This window comes from Streptomyces sp. NPDC058279 (assembly GCF_042881255.1).
Taxonomy (GTDB): Bacteria; Actinomycetota; Actinomycetes; order Streptomycetales; family Streptomycetaceae; genus Streptomyces.
Genome location: NZ_JBHVYA010000005.1, coordinates 42,005 through 58,107, shown reverse-complemented (window position 1 = coordinate 58,107; position 16,103 = coordinate 42,005). Strand labels below are relative to the sequence as shown.

13 protein-coding genes are annotated in these 16,103 nt (G+C 73.9%); 7 read left to right on the top strand and 6 right to left on the bottom strand.

Annotated features, from left to right (window positions below; all coding sequences use genetic code 11):
- Window positions 1-72: 72 nt before the first annotated feature.
- Window positions 73-756: an ABC transporter ATP-binding protein gene (locus ACFVXJ_RS12145; protein ID WP_389661618.1), complete on the bottom strand. Its 684-nt coding sequence runs from the start codon at window positions 754-756 to the stop codon at window positions 73-75.
- Window positions 753-1,838 carry an ABC transporter permease gene (locus tag ACFVXJ_RS12140; protein ID WP_389661617.1) on the bottom strand — a complete coding sequence of 362 codons (1,086 nt, stop codon included), beginning with the start codon at window positions 1,836-1,838 and terminating at the stop codon, window positions 753-755. The genes ACFVXJ_RS12145 and ACFVXJ_RS12140 overlap by 4 nt, the downstream gene beginning before the upstream one ends.
- A gap of 134 nt (window positions 1,839-1,972) precedes the next feature.
- Between ACFVXJ_RS12140 and ACFVXJ_RS12135 the strand changes: the two genes are divergently transcribed.
- Together ACFVXJ_RS12135 and ACFVXJ_RS12130 are read left to right on the top strand one after the other, a co-directional pair.
- Window positions 1,973-3,181, top strand: a complete 1,209-nt coding sequence (locus tag ACFVXJ_RS12135; protein WP_389661616.1) for a histidine kinase — start codon at window positions 1,973-1,975, stop codon at window positions 3,179-3,181.
- Window positions 3,181-3,810: a response regulator transcription factor gene (locus ACFVXJ_RS12130; protein WP_361308104.1), complete on the top strand. Its 630-nt coding sequence runs from the start codon at window positions 3,181-3,183 to the stop codon at window positions 3,808-3,810. Before ACFVXJ_RS12135 ends, ACFVXJ_RS12130 begins: the two co-directional genes overlap by 1 nt.
- A gap of 3 nt (window positions 3,811-3,813) precedes the next feature.
- On the opposite strand, the gene ACFVXJ_RS12125 is transcribed toward ACFVXJ_RS12130, so the two are convergent.
- Window positions 3,814-5,301: a PLP-dependent aminotransferase family protein gene (locus ACFVXJ_RS12125; protein WP_389661615.1), complete on the bottom strand. Its 1,488-nt coding sequence runs from the start codon at window positions 5,299-5,301 to the stop codon at window positions 3,814-3,816.
- A gap of 90 nt (window positions 5,302-5,391) precedes the next feature.
- Here ACFVXJ_RS12125 and ACFVXJ_RS12120 point away from each other — a divergent pair, with 90 nt between their 5' ends.
- From ACFVXJ_RS12120 to ACFVXJ_RS12105, 4 genes are all read left to right on the top strand, one after another.
- Entirely contained in the window at window positions 5,392-5,685 is a 294-nt protein-coding gene (locus tag ACFVXJ_RS12120; protein ID WP_389661614.1) for a hypothetical protein, read from the top strand.
- Entirely contained in the window at window positions 5,604-6,263 is a 660-nt protein-coding gene (locus ACFVXJ_RS12115) for an NTP transferase domain-containing protein (RefSeq protein ID WP_389661613.1), read from the top strand. The genes ACFVXJ_RS12120 and ACFVXJ_RS12115 overlap by 82 nt, the downstream gene beginning before the upstream one ends.
- A 263-nt stretch (window positions 6,264-6,526) precedes the next feature.
- Window positions 6,527-8,155, top strand: coding sequence for a malate synthase A (aceB, locus tag ACFVXJ_RS12110; protein ID WP_389661612.1), 1,629 nt, complete (start codon window positions 6,527-6,529; stop codon window positions 8,153-8,155).
- 200 nt (window positions 8,156-8,355) lie between these two features.
- Window positions 8,356-9,636, top strand: coding sequence for a GDSL-type esterase/lipase family protein (locus tag ACFVXJ_RS12105; RefSeq protein WP_389661611.1), 1,281 nt, complete (start codon window positions 8,356-8,358; stop codon window positions 9,634-9,636).
- A gap of 119 nt (window positions 9,637-9,755) precedes the next feature.
- Here the strand turns inward: ACFVXJ_RS12105 and ACFVXJ_RS12100 are convergent, their stop codons facing one another.
- Complete coding sequence (locus ACFVXJ_RS12100) at window positions 9,756-10,877, bottom strand: saccharopine dehydrogenase (RefSeq protein ID WP_389661610.1); 1,122 nt, start codon at window positions 10,875-10,877, stop codon at window positions 9,756-9,758.
- Between the two features lie 122 nt (window positions 10,878-10,999).
- Window positions 11,000-12,979 carry an ATP-binding protein gene (locus tag ACFVXJ_RS12095; RefSeq protein WP_389661609.1) on the bottom strand — a complete coding sequence of 660 codons (1,980 nt, stop codon included), beginning with the start codon at window positions 12,977-12,979 and terminating at the stop codon, window positions 11,000-11,002.
- Window positions 12,980-13,107: 128 nt separating this feature from the next.
- Between ACFVXJ_RS12095 and ACFVXJ_RS12090 the strand changes: the two genes are divergently transcribed.
- Window positions 13,108-14,190: an Lrp/AsnC family transcriptional regulator gene (locus tag ACFVXJ_RS12090; RefSeq protein ID WP_389661608.1), complete on the top strand. Its 1,083-nt coding sequence runs from the start codon at window positions 13,108-13,110 to the stop codon at window positions 14,188-14,190.
- A gap of 90 nt (window positions 14,191-14,280) precedes the next feature.
- Here ACFVXJ_RS12090 and ACFVXJ_RS12085 read toward each other — a convergent pair whose 3' ends face one another.
- A complete protein-coding gene (locus ACFVXJ_RS12085; protein ID WP_389661607.1) occupies window positions 14,281-15,672 on the bottom strand; it encodes a nucleobase:cation symporter-2 family protein in 1,392 nt (463 codons plus the stop codon).
- Between the last annotated feature and the right edge of the window lie 431 nt (window positions 15,673-16,103).

The window sequence follows — 16,103 nt, the reverse complement described above, 5'->3', positions numbered from 1 at the left end:
CCCGTAAGCCCGGTACGCACGACGGCCCCGGCCCCGCCCGAAAAGGCGGGTGGCCGGGGCTTTCGCGTCCGCTCAGCCGGTCGGGACCGACTGGGTGAGGCGGCCGTCCGCCATCCGCGCCGTGCGGTCCATCCGCTCCAGGTGGGCGTGGTCGTGGGTGACCAGCACGGTGGCCGTGGAGCGCTCGCGGGTCAGGGTGACCAGCAGGTCGAGCACCGCCGCGCCGCGCTCGTGGTCCAGCGCGCTGGTGGGCTCGTCGACCAGCAGCACGGCGGGTTCGTTCATCAGCGCGCGGGCGATGTTCACGCGCTGGCGCTGGCCTCCGGAGAGCTGGTGCGGGCGCTTGTCGGCCTTGTCGGCCAGGCCCACCGCGTCCAGCAGCTCCAGCGCGCGCCCGCGCAGCCGCCGGACGGGGCGACCGGACAGGTGGGCCATCACCTGGAGTTGCTCGACGGCGGTCAGGGACGCGGGCAGGTTGGGCTGCTGGAACACGATCCCGATCGCCTCGCGGCGCAGCCTCGACTTCTCGGCCGCGCCCAGGTCGGCGGTGTCCCGCCCCGCGACGACCACCCGCCCGGAGTCGGGGGTGACGAGGGTCGCGGCGACGGCGAGCAGGCTGGACTTGCCGGAACCGGAGGGCCCGATCACGGCGGTGAGGGTGCCGCCGGGGACCTCCAGACAGACGCCGTCCAGCGCGGTGAGCCGACTGTCGCCGTCGGGGTAGGTGAGGGTGACGTCATGGAGGTGCAGGGTCATCGGGCGCTCCCGAGGGCGGTCAGCGGGTCGACGGCGGTGATCCGCCGGATGGACAGGGCCGCGCCCAGCGCGCCGAGGACGATCATGACCACGGCGGGGACGAGGACGGTGGCCGCGTCGAGTACGAAGGGCACCGCGCCACCGCTGATCAGCGCGCCGAACCCGGCCGCGAGCGCGGTGCCGAGCCCGGTGCCCAGGCCCAGCATCACCACCGCCTGACCGAGGGCGTCGCGGAGCAGGTAACCGGTGGAGGCCCCCAGCGCTTTGAGGACCGCGATGTCGCCGCCGCGCTGGATCGTCCACACCGTGAAGAAGGCCCCTATGACGAGCGCCGAGATGGCGAAGAGGAAGCCGCGCATCAGCTGGAGCGAGCCGTTCTCGGAGGAGTAGGAACCGATGGCGCCCAAGGCGGCGTCGACCGTCTCCGTCTTGGTCCCGGCGGCCTCGTCGCCGGCGCCGAGGTCGGCGCCCGGGGCGTCCAGGGCGACGACGGTGGCGACGACGCCGCCGACCGCGCCCGGGTTCCCGACGCGTTGCCAGTCCCCCAGGTCCGCCCAGACCACGGGCGTGTGGCTGAACGCGGTGGTGCCGGACACCGCGGCCACGGTCAGGTCGAGCGGGCCGACCCTCAGCCGGGTTCCGGGCTTCAGGCCGCCGAGTTCCTCGGCGGCCTTCTCGGTGAGGACCACCCGCCCCGGGGCCAGGCCGGAGCCGCGTGGCGCGAGCCGGCCGACCGGGTCGACGCCGAAGAGGGACACGGCGGCGGTGCGCCCGCCGGAGACCGCGTTGGTCGTACGGATGGCCAGGGGCTCCGCCGCGCGGACCCCCGGCCGGGCCCGCCAGGTCCGCCAGGCGCTCTCCGGCACCTGCGAGTCGGTGAAGGACACCTGCCGGTCGCCGGCGGGCGCGGCGAAGGACAGGTGGGTGGCGGGCAGTGCGGTGACGGCCGAGATGTTCTCCCGGGCCAGTCCGGCGGTGAGTCCGGACAACAGGCCGACCAACAGCGTGATCAGCAGGACGACCGCCCCCATCAGGGCGAAGCGGCCCTTGGCGAACCGTAGATCTCTCCATGCGACGAACATGGTCCCCACCCTGCTGTCGGCGGCGGTCCCGGGGCATCGCGCGGCGGTTCGGTTCCCGGTATCGAAGGACGGAGCCGGACATCGAACTTTCGGTTGACCGGGCGCCGTCGGGCCGCGCTTACGCTGGTCAGGCCATGCCTGTACTTCCCCGCTCCCCCGCCTCCCGTCAGCTGACGCCCGTGTCGCGCGTCCTGCGGCTGTGCCTGCACGCGCTGTTCTTCGGGCTGCTCGCCCTGGCCGCCGGGCGGGCCGTCACGGACGGCGCGACCCGCGCCGGGTGGGTGGTGGCCGTCTGCGCGTTGCTCGCCGCGCTCTACGCGGGCGGGGCGCTGACGCCCGCGGTGCACCGGTCGCCGCGGGCCGGCGCGGTGTGGCTGGGGGCGCTGGGCTGCGCCTGGGCGGCGCTGCTCGTGGTCTCCGCCGACGGGCTGTGGATCGCCTTCCCGCTGTACTTCCTGGAGCTGCACCTGCTTCGGCTGCGCTGGGGGATCGCGGCCGTCGCGGTGACGGCGTGCGCGGCCATCGGCGGCTTCCTCGGGCACAGCGGCACGGCGGACGGCCCGGTGGTGACGCCGGGGGCGTTCCTCGGTCCGCTGCTGGGCGGCGCCGTGGCGGTGGCGACCGTACTGGGCTACCAGGCGCTGTACCGCGAGAGCGAGCGCCGGCGGCGGCTGATCGAGGAACTCATGGCGACGCGGGCCGAACTGGCCGACGCCGAGCGGAGCGCGGGCATCCTGGCCGAGCGGGAACGGCTCGCCCGGGAGATCCACGACACCCTGGCGCAGGGGCTGTCGTCCATCCAGTTGCTGCTGCGGGCCGCCGAGCGGTCGCTCCCCGAGGACGCGGCGGCGCTGGAGCACATCGGCCGGGCCCGGGAGGCCGCCCAGGAGAACCTCGCCGAGGCGCGCCGGTTCGTACGCGCCCTGACCCCGCCGGATCTGGAGCACGGGTCGCTCGCCGCGGCGCTGGAGCGGCTGTGCTCGGCGGCGCCCGGGCCTCGGGTGCGGTTCTCGCTCAGCGGCGCGTCCCGGGCGCTGCCCACCCCGTACGAGGTGGCGCTGCTGCGGATCGCCCAGTCGGCGCTGGCCAATGTGGTGCGGCACGCGCGGGCCGGGCGCGCCGAGATCACCCTCACCTTCATGGACGCCTCGGTCACCTTGGACGTCGTCGACGACGGTCATGGCTTCGATGTCGACTCGGCGCCCTCGGGCGAGGGCGGCTTCGGCCTGCCGGCGATGCGCTCGCGGGCCGAGACGCTGGGCGGGCTGTTCACCGTGGAGTCCGCCCCGGGCCAGGGCACCGCCGTGGCCGTCACCCTGCCGCTGCCCCTGGAGGCACCCTGATGACGATCCGGCTGTTGCTGGCCGACGACCACCCGGTGGTGCGGGCCGGGCTGCGGGCCGTGCTGGAGGCCGAGCCGGACTTCGCGGTGGCGGCGGAGGCGGCGACGGCGGAGCGGGCGGTGGAGCTGGCCGCCTCGGCCGAGGTCGACGTGGTGCTGATGGACCTCCAGTTCGGGTCCGGGATGCACGGCGCGGCGGCGACGGCCCTGATCACGGCGCGCCCGGCGGCCCCGAGGGTGCTGGTGCTGACCACGTACGACACGGACGCGGACATCCTGGCGGCGGTGGAGGCCGGCGCCTCGGGCTACCTGCTGAAGGACGCACCGCCGGAGGAACTGGCGGCGGCGGTCCGCACGGCGGCGGCCGGCCAGTCGGCGCTGGCCCCGGCGGTGGCGCTCCGGCTGATGGACCGGATGCGGACGCCCGCCGAGGCGTTGACGAAGCGGGAGCTGGAGGTGCTCCAACTGGTCGCGGACGGGCTGTCGAACCAGCAGATCTCGAAGCGGCTGTTCCTCAGCCAGGCCACGGTCAAGTCCCACCTGGTCCACGTGTACGCGAAGCTCGGCGTCGACTCCCGCACGGCGGCGGTGGCGGCGGCCGCCGGCCGCCGGCTGATCCGCACCCGGTAGGCCCTACGCGACCCAGTGGGGGCGCTGCACCGCCGGGGTGAGCGGGACGCCGTCGTGGAAGGCGGCCGCGAGGCGGCGTACGGCCTCTTCCAGCCGGTCGACGGGGAGGGTGTACGGAATCCGCAGCCGGTGTTCGAAGGTGCCGGGGTCCACCCCGAAGCGGGCTCCCCGCCCGATGTGGACACCGGCGGCGGCGGCCCGCTCGGACAGCGCGGAGCTGACCGGCTCGCCGAGGTCCACCCAGAGGGAGAGCCCGCCCGGCGGCAGTCGCCACGACCACTCGGGGGTGTGCCGCCGGAGCGCGCGCACCAGGGCCTCGCGCCGTACGCGCAGCTCCGCGAGCCGGTCGGGCAGCGCCCGGTCCAGCCTTTCCAGCAGCGGGAGCGCGACGAGCTGGTCCAGTACGGAACCGGTCATGTCGGCCGCAACCCGGACCGTGGTCAGCTCGGTGATCATCTTGGCGGTGGCGCGGATCCAGCCGACCCGCAGTCCGCCCCAGTACGTCTTGCTGAGCGAGCCGATGGTCATGACGTGGTCGGCTCCCCCGGGCGGTGCCAGGGACGCCAGCGGCGCGGGGGGCGGTACGTCGAGCGCGATGTCGGCGATGGTCTCGTCCACCACCAGCCAGGTGCCGGTCCGTCGGGTGGCCGACAGCAGGCGCAGCCGCTGGTCCGGCGGCATCAGGGCGCCGGTGGGGTTGTGGAAGTCCGGGATCACGTAGGCCAGTCGCGGGACGGTCTGGCGCAGGGTGGATTCGGCGATCTCCATGTCCCAGCCCGTGTCGGAGACCGCGATCGACCCGGTGCGCACCCGGGCATGGCGGAGCGCGTCCAGGGCGTTGGCGTAGGTGGGGCTCTCGGTGACGACCCGGTCCCCGGCCCGGCAGAGCAGGCTCACCACCAGCGCGAAAGCCTGCTGGGCGCCGGCGGTCACCAGGATCTGTTCCGGGCGGGTCGGCAGCCCGCGCCGGGTGAACCGGTCGGCCACGGCCGTTCGCAGGGCGGGCAGTCCGAACGGGTGGTAGCCGGGGGTGCGCGCGGCCTCGGGGAGCCTGGACGCGGCCCAGGCCAGTGCCTCGGTCAGGGCTCCTTCGGGGGCGCTCATGGCGGCGATGGCGAGGTCCGTGCCGGGGTCGTCGTCGGGCCGGTAGCCACCGGCGCCGAGGAGCGTGGGGGCGCCGACGGGGCGGTGTCCGTCGGGGAGGTCGGTCCAGGTGCCCGAGCCGCGGCGGCTGTGGGCGTAGCCGCTCTCGCGGAGCAGATCGTAGGCGCCGGTGACGGTGGCCCGGCCGGCGCCGACCGCTTCGGCCAATTCGCGTTCGGCGGGCAGCCGCACGTGCAGGGCGATCCGGCCGTCCAGGATCAGGGTCCGCACGGCGTCGGCGAGCGCGCGGTAGCCGGGCCGGGCAAGAACCCCCGGCGGGAGGAGCGCCGCCAACTGGCGGCTGCCGATGGTCCTGTCCGCGGTCTGGACGATTCGCCCGTTCGCCATGCCAACCTCCCCTGATTGGCTCTGCCTGCCAGGCCAATCGAGGGACCACACTCGCCGTATTGGCCCCCGATTGGCAAGGAGACGCCGGTCATGTCGACCCCCCGTGACGCCTGGATGCTGACCGATCGTGACGAGCGCGCCCTCGCGGCCGCCGCCGAGCAGCGGATCTCGGAGCCCCTGCGACTCGCGGCGGTGGCTTCCGCACTGCGCGCGCTGGGCCGGTTCCTGCTGAGCCGGTTCGGCCGGGACGGGTTCGGGCCGGGCCGCCCGCGCGGGTCCGCGCAGGGGCGAGAATCGCTGACATGCCAGCCGACACCGCACACTCCGACCGGTCCGGCGCCGACCGGCCCGGCGCCGACCCTCCCGGCGCCGACCGCCCGGTGATCGCCGGCCTGCTGCTCGCGGCGGGCGGCGGGCGTCGCCTGGGCGGCCGGCCCAAGGCCCTGCTGCCCTACCGCGGCCGCCCGCTCGTCGAGAACGCGGTGCGGGTGCTGTGGGAGGCGGGCTGCGACCCGGTGCACGTGGTGCTCGGCGCGTCGGCGGCGGAGGTCCGTGAGCGCGCCGACCTGGCGGGCTGCGTCGTGGTGGAGAACCCCGACTGGGCGGCGGGCATGGGTTCCTCGCTGGGGCTGGGCCTGCGCTCGCTGGCCGGCACGGGTGCCACCGCCGCCCTGGTGTCGCTGGTGGACCAGCCGGGGATCGGGGCGCGGGCGGTGGCCCGCGTCCTGGCCGCGTACCGCTCCCCCACCAGCCTGGTGGCCGCGTCCTACGACGGCGAGCGCGGCCATCCGGTGCTGTTCGGGTCCGCCCGCTGGAGCGACATCGAGGAGACGGCGACCGGCGATCAGGGCGCGCGGGTGCACCTGCGGGAGCACGCGGCCGACCTCACGCTGGTGGAGTGCGCGGACATCGCCGAGGCGTTCGACATCGACACCCCGCCCGACCTGGCGCGGCTGGGGTGAGGCCGGCTTGTGCGCCGGGTGACCGACATGGCACTGAGGGCCACCGATCGGCCGAATATGTCGACCAGGAGAATCTCGACATCAACAAACCATTGAACTTCCACCATGAGGAAATTACTATCCACTGGTCAGAAGCGCCCTGAACCCACAGACGGCGCCCGCGACCGTATTCCGGAACTCTCCACACCCGACGACACTGCGTGCCGTCTCGCGCGAGCATTCCCCCGCGGCCGCCAGGCACCGCCGCTGAAGGAGTGACAGATATGTCCGCACCAGCGCCGTCCCCGCTGGCCATCGTCGACGCCGAGCCCCTGCCCCGGCAGGACGAGGTCCTCACCGAAGCGGCCCTGGCCTTCGTGGCCGAGCTGCACCGGCGGTTCGCCCCCCGCCGCGCCGAGCTACTCGCCCGGCGCGCCGAACGGCGCTCCGAGATCGCCCGCACCTCCAGCCTCGACTTCCTCCCGGACACCGCACAGGTCCGCGAGGGCGACTGGAAGGTGGCGCCCGCGCCGGCCGCGCTGAACGACCGCCGCGTGGAGATCACCGGTCCGACGGACCGCAAGATGACCATCAACGCCCTGAACTCGGGCGCCAAGGTCTGGCTCGCCGACTTCGAGGACGCCTCGGCTCCCACCTGGGAGAACGTCGTCCTCGGCCAGCTCAACCTGATCGACGCCTACGAGCGGCGGATCGACTTCACCGACCCGCGCACGGGCAAGTCGTACGCCCTGAAGCCGGCCGACCGGCTCGCCACCGTCGTGATGCGACCGCGCGGCTGGCACCTGGAGGAGCGTCACCTCACCATCGACGGCGCCCCGGCCTCCGGCTCGCTCGTGGACTTCGGCCTGTACTTCTTCCACAACGCACAGCGCCTGATCGACCTCGGCAAGGGCCCGTACTTCTACCTGCCGAAGACGGAGTCGCACCTGGAGGCGCGCCTCTGGAACGACATCTTCGTCTTCGCCCAGGACTACGTCGGCATCCCGCAGGGCACCGTCCGCGCGACCGTCCTGATCGAGACCATCACCGCCGCGTACGAGATGGAGGAGATCCTCTACGAGCTGCGCGACCACGCGGCGGGCCTGAACGCGGGGCGCTGGGACTACCTCTTCTCGATCGTGAAGAACTTCCGCGACGGCGGCGAGAAGTTCGTCCTGCCGGACCGCAACGCGGTGACGATGACCGCCCCGTTCATGCGGGCGTACACCGAACTCCTCGTCCGCACCTGCCACAAGCGCGGCGCGCACGCGATCGGCGGCATGGCGGCCTTCATCCCGTCCCGCAAGGACGCGGAGGTCAACCGGGTCGCGTTCGAGAAGGTGCGGGCCGACAAGGACCGCGAGGCGGCCGACGGCTTCGACGGCTCCTGGGTCGCCCACCCCGACCTCGTCCCGATCGCGATGGCCTCCTTCGACGCGGTGCTCGGCGAGAAGCCGAACCAGAAGGACCGGCTGCGCGAGGACGTCTCGGTGGCCCCGGGCGACCTGATCGCGATCGACTCCCTGGACGCGAAGCCGACGTACGAGGGCCTCCACAACGCGGTCCAGGTGGGCATCCGTTACATCGAGGCATGGCTGCGGGGTCTCGGCGCCGTCGGCATCTTCGGCCTGATGGAGGACGCCGCCACCGCCGAGATCTCGCGCTCGCAGATCTGGCAGTGGATCAACGCGGGCGTGGTGTTCGAGCACGACGGCGCGCTGGTGCCGGCCACGGCCGAGCTGACCCGTGAGCTCGCCGCCGAGGAACTGGCCGCGATTCGCGCCGAGGTCGGCGAAGACGCCTTCGCCGCCGGCAAGTGGCAGCAGGCCCACGACCTCCTGCTCCAGGTCGCCCTCGACGCCGACTACGCGGACTTCCTCACCCTCCCGGCGTACGAGCAGCTCCTCGGCTGACCTCCCCGCACTTCGGCTGAAACGCACAGCAGCCGAACGCACCGACTCCGCCCCCGTCGCCCCAACGCGCCGGGGGCGGAGCCGTGTTCGGCTCGCGGTGGACTCACGGCGGACTCGATTCCCGACCGACTGGTCGGTCGTTACGCCATCGTAATCTGCGTGTACCTAGCGGTAACATCCGGCCGCGTGTCACCTTTCCGATGCCACCGGCGCCGGCGGTAACCCCCACTTCCCAGCCATGCGACGCCAGTTGTCCTGGCCTTCGCATGGCCGACCGCAGGAGTTCCGCAGTGATCGGATTCCGCAACGTCAGCAAGGACCGGACCCGCCGTCGCGTGCGACGACTGGCCGGTGTCGGGATGGCCCTGCCGCTCGCCGTCACGGCGCTGGTGGGCGGCGGCGCCGGCCCGGCCGCGGCGAGTCCCGGCAACGGGCCCACCGCGATCGTGTCCATGGGCGACAGCTACATCTCGGGCGAGGCCGGCCGCTGGAAGGGCAACAGCCTGACCGGCAGCGGCAGTCGCACCGGCACCGACCGGGCCTGGGTCGGCGGCAGCACGTACGACCCGTCGAAGGTATACGGGGCCACGGCCGGCGGATGCGACCGCTCGGACGCGGCCGAGGTGTTGAGCGCGGGCGCGGTGGCCTCCGTCGCCGTGAACCTGGCCTGCTCCGGGGCCGTCTCGGACAACGTGTTCCGGGCCTCCAACGGCGGCGTCCCCTTCAAGGGCGAGGCGCCGCAGGCGGATCAACTGGCGGCGGTGGCCGCCACCGACGACGTCAAGGTGATCGCGCTGTCCATCGGCGGCAACGACCTCGGCTTCGCCGACATCATCAAGGAGTGCGCCTACGACTTCGTCCTCTGGAACTCCTACTGCTACGACGACCAGCAGGCGGGCGTGGACCAGAGGATCGACGGGGTCATGGCCAAGGTCGGCAAGTCGGTCGACGAGATCCGGGCCGTGATGCGCGGCGCCGGATACGCGGACTCCTCCTACCGGATCGTGCTCCAGTCCTACCCGTCGCCGATCCCGCGCGGCGCGGAGAACCGGTACACCCAGAGCGACTGGAGTCGACTCGACACCGGCGGCTGCCCCTTCTGGAACCGGGACTCCGACTGGGCCCGGGACTCGCTCGTGCCGCAGCTCGCGAACGGCATCAAGGCGGTCGCCGCGGCCAAGGGCGTGCAGTTCCTGGACCTGCGGGACATGATGCAGGGGCGCGAGGTGTGCGCCAAGGCCAGCAAGCAGGTGACCGCGACCTCGGCGGCTTCGGCGAAGACGAGCGAGTGGGCGCGCTGGATCGACAACAACGCGTCGCAGGGTTTGGTTCAGGAGTCCATGCACCCGAACTACTTCGGTCAGCTGGCCGTCGGGCGCTGTCTCGCGCTGGCGGTGGCCCAGCCCGCGAACGCGTCGTCGGGCTGCAAGAACACGCCCGGCGGGGACCAGAGCGGCATGTACCTGAGCCCGGCCTCCTGAACCGCCCCGGGCCCCCGACCGCCGCCTGACCGCTCCCGGCCCCCTGGCCCACGCTCCGACCCTGCCCGACCGGCCGCGGTGCCCCGTCCCGGCGGTCGCCCGCCCCGGCGGTCCGCCCGTCACGGCATGGGCGTGCCCGTCCGTCGGCTCCGCCGATCGGCGGAACGGCCGACTCCCGCCACCGCCCGGGTGAAGGCCGCCCGGCAGCGCGACCAGTCCGGGTCCGGGGTCCCCGTCCCCAGGGCCAGCAGCTTGGGGAGGAGGTCCGCCGAGAAGGAGCGGGCCGCCTCCGCGGGGACCAGGGACGGCAGGTTGTCGATGGCGATCACGTCCAGCGGACGCGGGCCGGCGCGCAGCCGGCGGACCGGGACCGCCCAGTCCGTGAGCCGGTCGTAGACGGGCAGCAGGTGCAGCGGGGAGCCGGTGTCACAGGTGATGTCGGCGATCACCGTGAGCCGCCGTTCCCGGTCGGGGTCGAGGTCGGCGGGGGTGAGGAACGGTGGTACCGGGCGTGTGGTGAGCACCGCGTTGACCAGGATGTCGTGGCCGAGCAGGGCCGACCGGTCCAGCCGGACGGTGTCGCCCCGGTCCCAGCGGGTCACCCGTACCCGGGCGGTCGCCAGGGCGTCCGCGGCGCCCCGGGCGCTGCGGCCGTGGCCCCCGATGACCAGGGCCCGCAGCTCCCTCGGCTCCCGGTCTCCGGTCGGGGCGGTGTACGAGTCCCGTAATCGCGCGTCGAGTTCCTCGCGCGCGAGGGGCACCAGCGGGGCGGCGAGCCGGCCCCGGGCATGCAGGACGGCCAGGGCGGCGCCCGCGTACCCGGCCCAGTAACCGAAGGCCGCGAGCCTGCGCCCGTGCTCGTCGGCCAGGTACTCCAGGTCGAACAGGGTCCCGCCGCCCGCCGCGAACCTCCGCAGCAGCGCGCGGGCCTGCGTCTGACCCTTGTAGGCGTGCCCGAAGTACACGTGCCGGTGCCGTAAACGCTCCGGCGTGGGCGGGAGTTCCTTCAGGCCCAGGACGAACGCGGAGCCGGGCGCGGCGGTGGCCCAGGCGCCGGCGGGCGCGGTCGCACAGCCGGCGTCCGCGTAGTCGGTGAGCGGGAAGACCCGGTGGGCGGATTCCTCCACGGTGATCCGTACGCCCTTCCGGACGAGGTGTTCGGCGTCATGCGGGGTGAGGGGGGCGCGGCGTTCGGTGGGCCGTGTCTCGGTGCGCATCCACAACTGCGGTGACTCTGGCATCGGCGGTACCACCTGTCTGCTCAGGGACGCCCTCGGGGCGTCCGCGTGCACCATGTGACCGGGCCCCAAGGATCAGTTCGCCGCCCGCGTTCGGCAAGGAGTACGACAGCGCGAACGGGAGCTCACAGTTCGGGCAGCAGCGCACGCAGTCCCGTCCGTGCGCCCTGCGCGTACGCGGTCCGCAGCGCCTGCGGGGTCATCCGCTCGCGCACGGTCCGCAGGGCGCGCGGCGCGCGGGCGCCCGCCGGACGGGTACGGCCGACCGCCCCCAGCAGGAGCGCGGACCGTTCGTAGTCGCCCCGGGCCGACTCCAGTTCGGCCAGCAGCGCGGCCGAGAAGGACTGTCCCAGCCGGTCGTCCAGGGCGAGCTGGGTCTCCAGCGCCCGCAGCACTTCGGTACGGGCCCGTGCCGGGCGGCCCGCGGCCAGGGCGGCGACGGCCCGGGCGTACCGCTCCCAGGCGCGGGCCCACGGATCGGCGCCCGCGCCGGGACCGTCCCCCGCCTCCTCCCCCGTGGCCGGGTCCGGTGCGCCGGTGTGGGCGAGGGCCAGCGTCCGGGCGGCGCGCAACGCTCCCCGGCCGGGCCCGAAACCGGGCTCGGGAGGCAGGAGTTCCAGCGCTTCGCGGTACTCGGCGGCGGCGTCCTCGTACCGCTCCTGCCACAGTGCGACCGTGCCGCGCACGTGGGCGAGGTAGGCGAGGCAGGCGTCCTCGCCCTCTTGTACGGCGGTGCTCCACGCCTCCACGAGCAGCGGGTCGCGGGTGTCCGCCTCGCCGAAGCCCGCCACCAGCCAGGCCGCCAGCCACAGCGCCCGGGCCGGCCGGGGCGCCGGGTGCAGGGCCAGGGCCCGTTCCAGGTGGCGCCGGCCCTCCTCCGCCCGCCCGCAGGCCGTCCACAGGAACCACAGGTCGACGGCGATCTCCAGCGCGGCCCCGGGACCCGCGGCGGACAGCGGATTCATCGCGGTCCGCAGCTCCGCGAGCTCCCGCAGGGCCAGTTCGCGCGCCGCCGGCTGCGCCCCGCGTTGCCAGAGCCCGGCGGCCCGCCCGGCGATTCTGCGCGAGCGCGCATGGTGGCGCAGGGCGGTGGTGTGCCCGTCGCCGTCCGGGCTGTGTGCCAGGCGTCGGGCGGCGTACGCGCGCACCGCCAACGGGAGCCGGTAGCGGCCCGGCCGCTCGTCGTCGGCCAGCAGGGCGGGAGCCAGTCGGGCCAGCAGCCGGGCGGCGGAGTCCGGGGTGAGTTCCCCGAAACCGCAGACCTCGGCCACGGCGGCCGCGTCGAAGGGGCCGGCGAAGACGGAGAGGCGCTCCCACAGCAGCCGCTCGGCGGGTGGGGAGAGCCGCAGCGAGCGCTCGGCGTCGACCGGTGTGGACCGGCCCGCGCCGCCCGCGAGGAAGTTCAGGGGCTCCGTGGTCAGCCGACGCAGCGCCTGGAGCGGCGCGTACCGGTGCGCGCGCCCCGCCACGAGTTCCAGCGCGCCGGGGATGCCGTCGAGCGCCCGGCACAGGGCGGCGACCGCGGCGGCGTTGCGATCGGTCAGCTCGAAGAAGGGATCGGCGCCCCGGGCCCGCTCCTCGTACAGCCGCACGGCCGCCGACCCGGCGATCGCGGCCGGTGCGAGCGGGGCGGCCGGGTCCGGTGGCGCGGGCGGCAACGACAGGGGCGGTACGGCGAGTTCCGCCTCACCGGGGAGCGCGAGGCGGCGCTGGGAGGTGACCAACACGCGCAGCCGGGGCAGCCACCCGAGCAGGTTCTCCACCAGGCGGCCGGCGGCCTCCCCCAGTTGTTCGCACCCGTCGAGCACCAGCAGCACCTCCCGCCCCGCGAGCCCGTGGATCAGCCGGTGCTCCACCACCACCCGGCGGAAGCCCGGCAGCGCCGAGACGTCCACCCAGACGGTGTCGAGGCCGGTGGTCCCCGTCACGGTACGGACGGCGCGCACGGCGAGCCGGGTCTTGCCGATGCCCGCCGGTCCCGTGAGGGTGACCAGGCGCTCGGTGGCCAGCAGTGACGCGACGCGGGTCAGCTCCCGGCGACGGCCGACGAAGCTCGACAGCTCGACGGGCACCGCCTGACCCACGCCCGGTACGGGATCCCCCACACGTCCTCCCGCGCTGTGCCGAATGTGCGGCCGACCGGCTGATTCACCGATGGGGCGCACAAAGAGAGATGATCGGCCGAAAGCCCGGTTGACAAGCCGCTGACCGGGAGATCCGCCAGGGGGAGGATATGAATTCGGCCGTTTCCGCCGTGGACGACACCGACCGGGCGCTCGTCCACGCACTCCAGCTCGCACCCCGCGCGAGCTGGGAGCGACTGGCCCCGGTGCTCGGCACGCGCCCGGACACCCTCGCGCGCCGCTGGGAGCGGCTCACCGGCGCCGGAGAGGCATGGATCTCGGGTCTCGGCCTGCGTACGGGGACCAGCGCGCCCTGTATGGCGTGGGTGGAGGTGATGTGCGACGCGGGGGCCTCCCCGACCGTGGGCGCGACCCTGGTGGCCGATCCGCAGTCGCTGGGCCTGGAGCACACCACCGGCGGCCGGGACCTGCTGGCCTTCGTGGCCGTACCGGACGTCCCCGCGCTGTACCGGTACCTGTCCTTCCGGGTGCAGCGGATACCGGGCGTGGTCGGCACCCGCTCGTCGATGGTGACGGCGGTGCACTACGCCCCCGACCGGTGGCGGCTGGATCAGCTGACACCGGCGCAGATCGGCCTGCTGACCGGGCGCGGCCGGCGCTCCTCGGCCCCCGGCGCGGGGGTGGCGCCGCCGGTCACCGCCATGACGGAGGAAGACCGGCCGCTGGCCCTGGCGTTGGCCGCCGACGGGCGCCGCAGCGTGGCCTCCCTGGCCCGGGAGTGCGGGATGAGCGAGTCGACCGTACGGCGCCGGCTGGGTCGGCTGGAGGCGGGACAGAGCCTGCGCTACAGCTGCGCCATGGCGTCGGCGCTCTCGGGCTGGCCGGTGGCGGCGACGCTGTGGGCGGAGGTGCCGGAGTACGACGTGGGGGAATGCGCGGCGGTCGCGGCGGGGCTGCGCGAGACCCGGACCTGCATGTCCGTCAGCGGGCGTTGGAACGTCATGATCACGGCGCGGTTGCGCACGGTCGAAGGGCTGTCCCGCTACACCTCGGAGCTGTCCCGGCGGCTGCCGGGGATGCGGATCACCGACTCGGCGGTGGCGCTGCACGTGCGCAAGTCGGAGGCGCAGGTGCTGGACGAGCGGGGGCGGCGGACCCGGACGGTCCCGCCGGACATCTGGGCGGAGCCGGTCCCGCCCGCGGGGCCCGGGCGGGCGGGCCCGGGGATCTGATCCGGACCCGCCGTGGGCCCCTACGAGTGCGGCGGTACGGACGTCACCCCCGCAGTGGGTGACGTCCGTACCGCCCGGTGAGCGAGCGTGTCAGTGCACGAACACCGGTTCCGCCGCCGCCTCCGCGGCCGGATCCTTCTTGGCGCCGAGGTGGTTGAAGGCGAGGTTGAGCACGATGGCCACCACGCAGCCGGTGCTGATGCCCGAGTCGAGGACGACCAGCAGGTCCTTGGGGAAGGCGTGGTAGAAGCCGGGCGCCGCGATCGGGATCAGGCCGATGCCGACCGAGGCCGCCACGATCAGGGCGTTCTCGCCCTTCTCCATGGCCGCGCCCGCCAGCGTCTGGATGCCGCTGGCCGCGACCGAGCCGAACAGGACGATGCCGGCGCCGCCGAGGACGGGCAGCGGGACCACACCGATGATGGAGGCGGCCACCGGACAGAGCCCCAGCAGGATCAGGATGCCGCCGCCGGCCGCGACGACGAACCGGCTGCGCACCTTGGTCATCGCGACGAGCCCGATGTTCTGGGCGAAGGCACTGCACATGAAGCCGTTGAACAGCGGGCTGAGCGCGCTGCCGAGGGTGTCGGCGCGCAAGCCGCCCTCGATGGTCTTCGCGTCCGCCGGCCGTCCGACGATCTTGCCGAGGGCCAGGATGTCGGCGGTGGACTCCGTCATGCAGACGAGCATCACGATGCACATCGAGATGATGGCCGCGACCTGGAACTGCGGCGCGCCGAAGTGGAACGGCGTGGGGAAGCCGACGATGTCCGCGTTGCGGATGGCGTCGAAGTTGGTCATGTTCAGCGGGATGGCGACCAGTGTTCCGGCGACCAGGCCGAGCAGGATGGATATCTGCTGGAGGAACCCGCGCAGGAACTTGCGCATCAGCAGCACGATCACCAGGGTGAGGGCGGCCATGCCGATGTTCTTCATCGAGCCGTAGTCGCCGGCGGTCCGGTTGCCGCCCTGCGACCAGTTGAAGGCCACCGGGAGCAGCGAGACACCGATCAGGGTGATGACCGTGCCGGTGACCACGGGCGGGAAGAAGCGGACGAGCTTTCCGAAGTACGGCGCGGCGAGGAAGCCGACGAGTCCGGCGACGATGATCGCGCCGAAGATGACGGGGATGGCGTTGACGCCCTCGCCCTTGCCGATGGCGATCATCGGGGTCACTCCGGCGAAGGAGACGCCGTTGACGAAGGGGAGTTTGGCACCGATCTTCCAGACCCCGAGCGTCTGGAGGAGGGTGGCGAGGCCCGCGGTGAAGAGCGAGGCGCCCATCAGGAAGGCGGTCTCGGTGGCGGAGAGACCGACGGCGGGGCCGACGATCATCGGCGGGGCGACGACACCCGCGTACATGGCGGCGACGTGCTGTAGACCGCTCGTGAACATTTTCAGCGGAGGCAAGGTCTCGTCGACCGGGTGCTTCTCCTCCGGTACTGCGCCTGCGTCTTTGCGAAACCTGGGCGTTGCGGCCACGGCTTCCTCCGGTCGGTTAAACACGTCGGCAGGGACGTGGGTGTCAGGGAGTGCGAAAGCTGTGCGGGTCAAGCCTGTTCTCGGTGGTGCTGGTGCTGCGTGCTGCCCTGCCCGTGCAGATGCGGAAACGATTCGCCCGAGTCGTTCCCGCGCGGGAGGGTACGGCGGTGCTGTGGCGGAGGCGCAGTGGCGCAATGGGTTTCAGTGCGGTGCGGTGTCACGTTTCACCGCGCCGGGGAGCGCCGTCGGAATGTTCCTCGGGCGCTTCCCGGGGCGGCTGCCGCGGACCCCGCTCGGGTCCGCGGCCGCCGGGGGGGGGGCGGCCCCCCCCCCCCCCCCCCGGGGGGGGCCCCCCCCCGGGGGGGGGGGGGGGGGGGCCGGGGCGGGGCGGGGGGTGAGCCCCGGGGGGGGATGCGCCCCCGGCGCCGGGG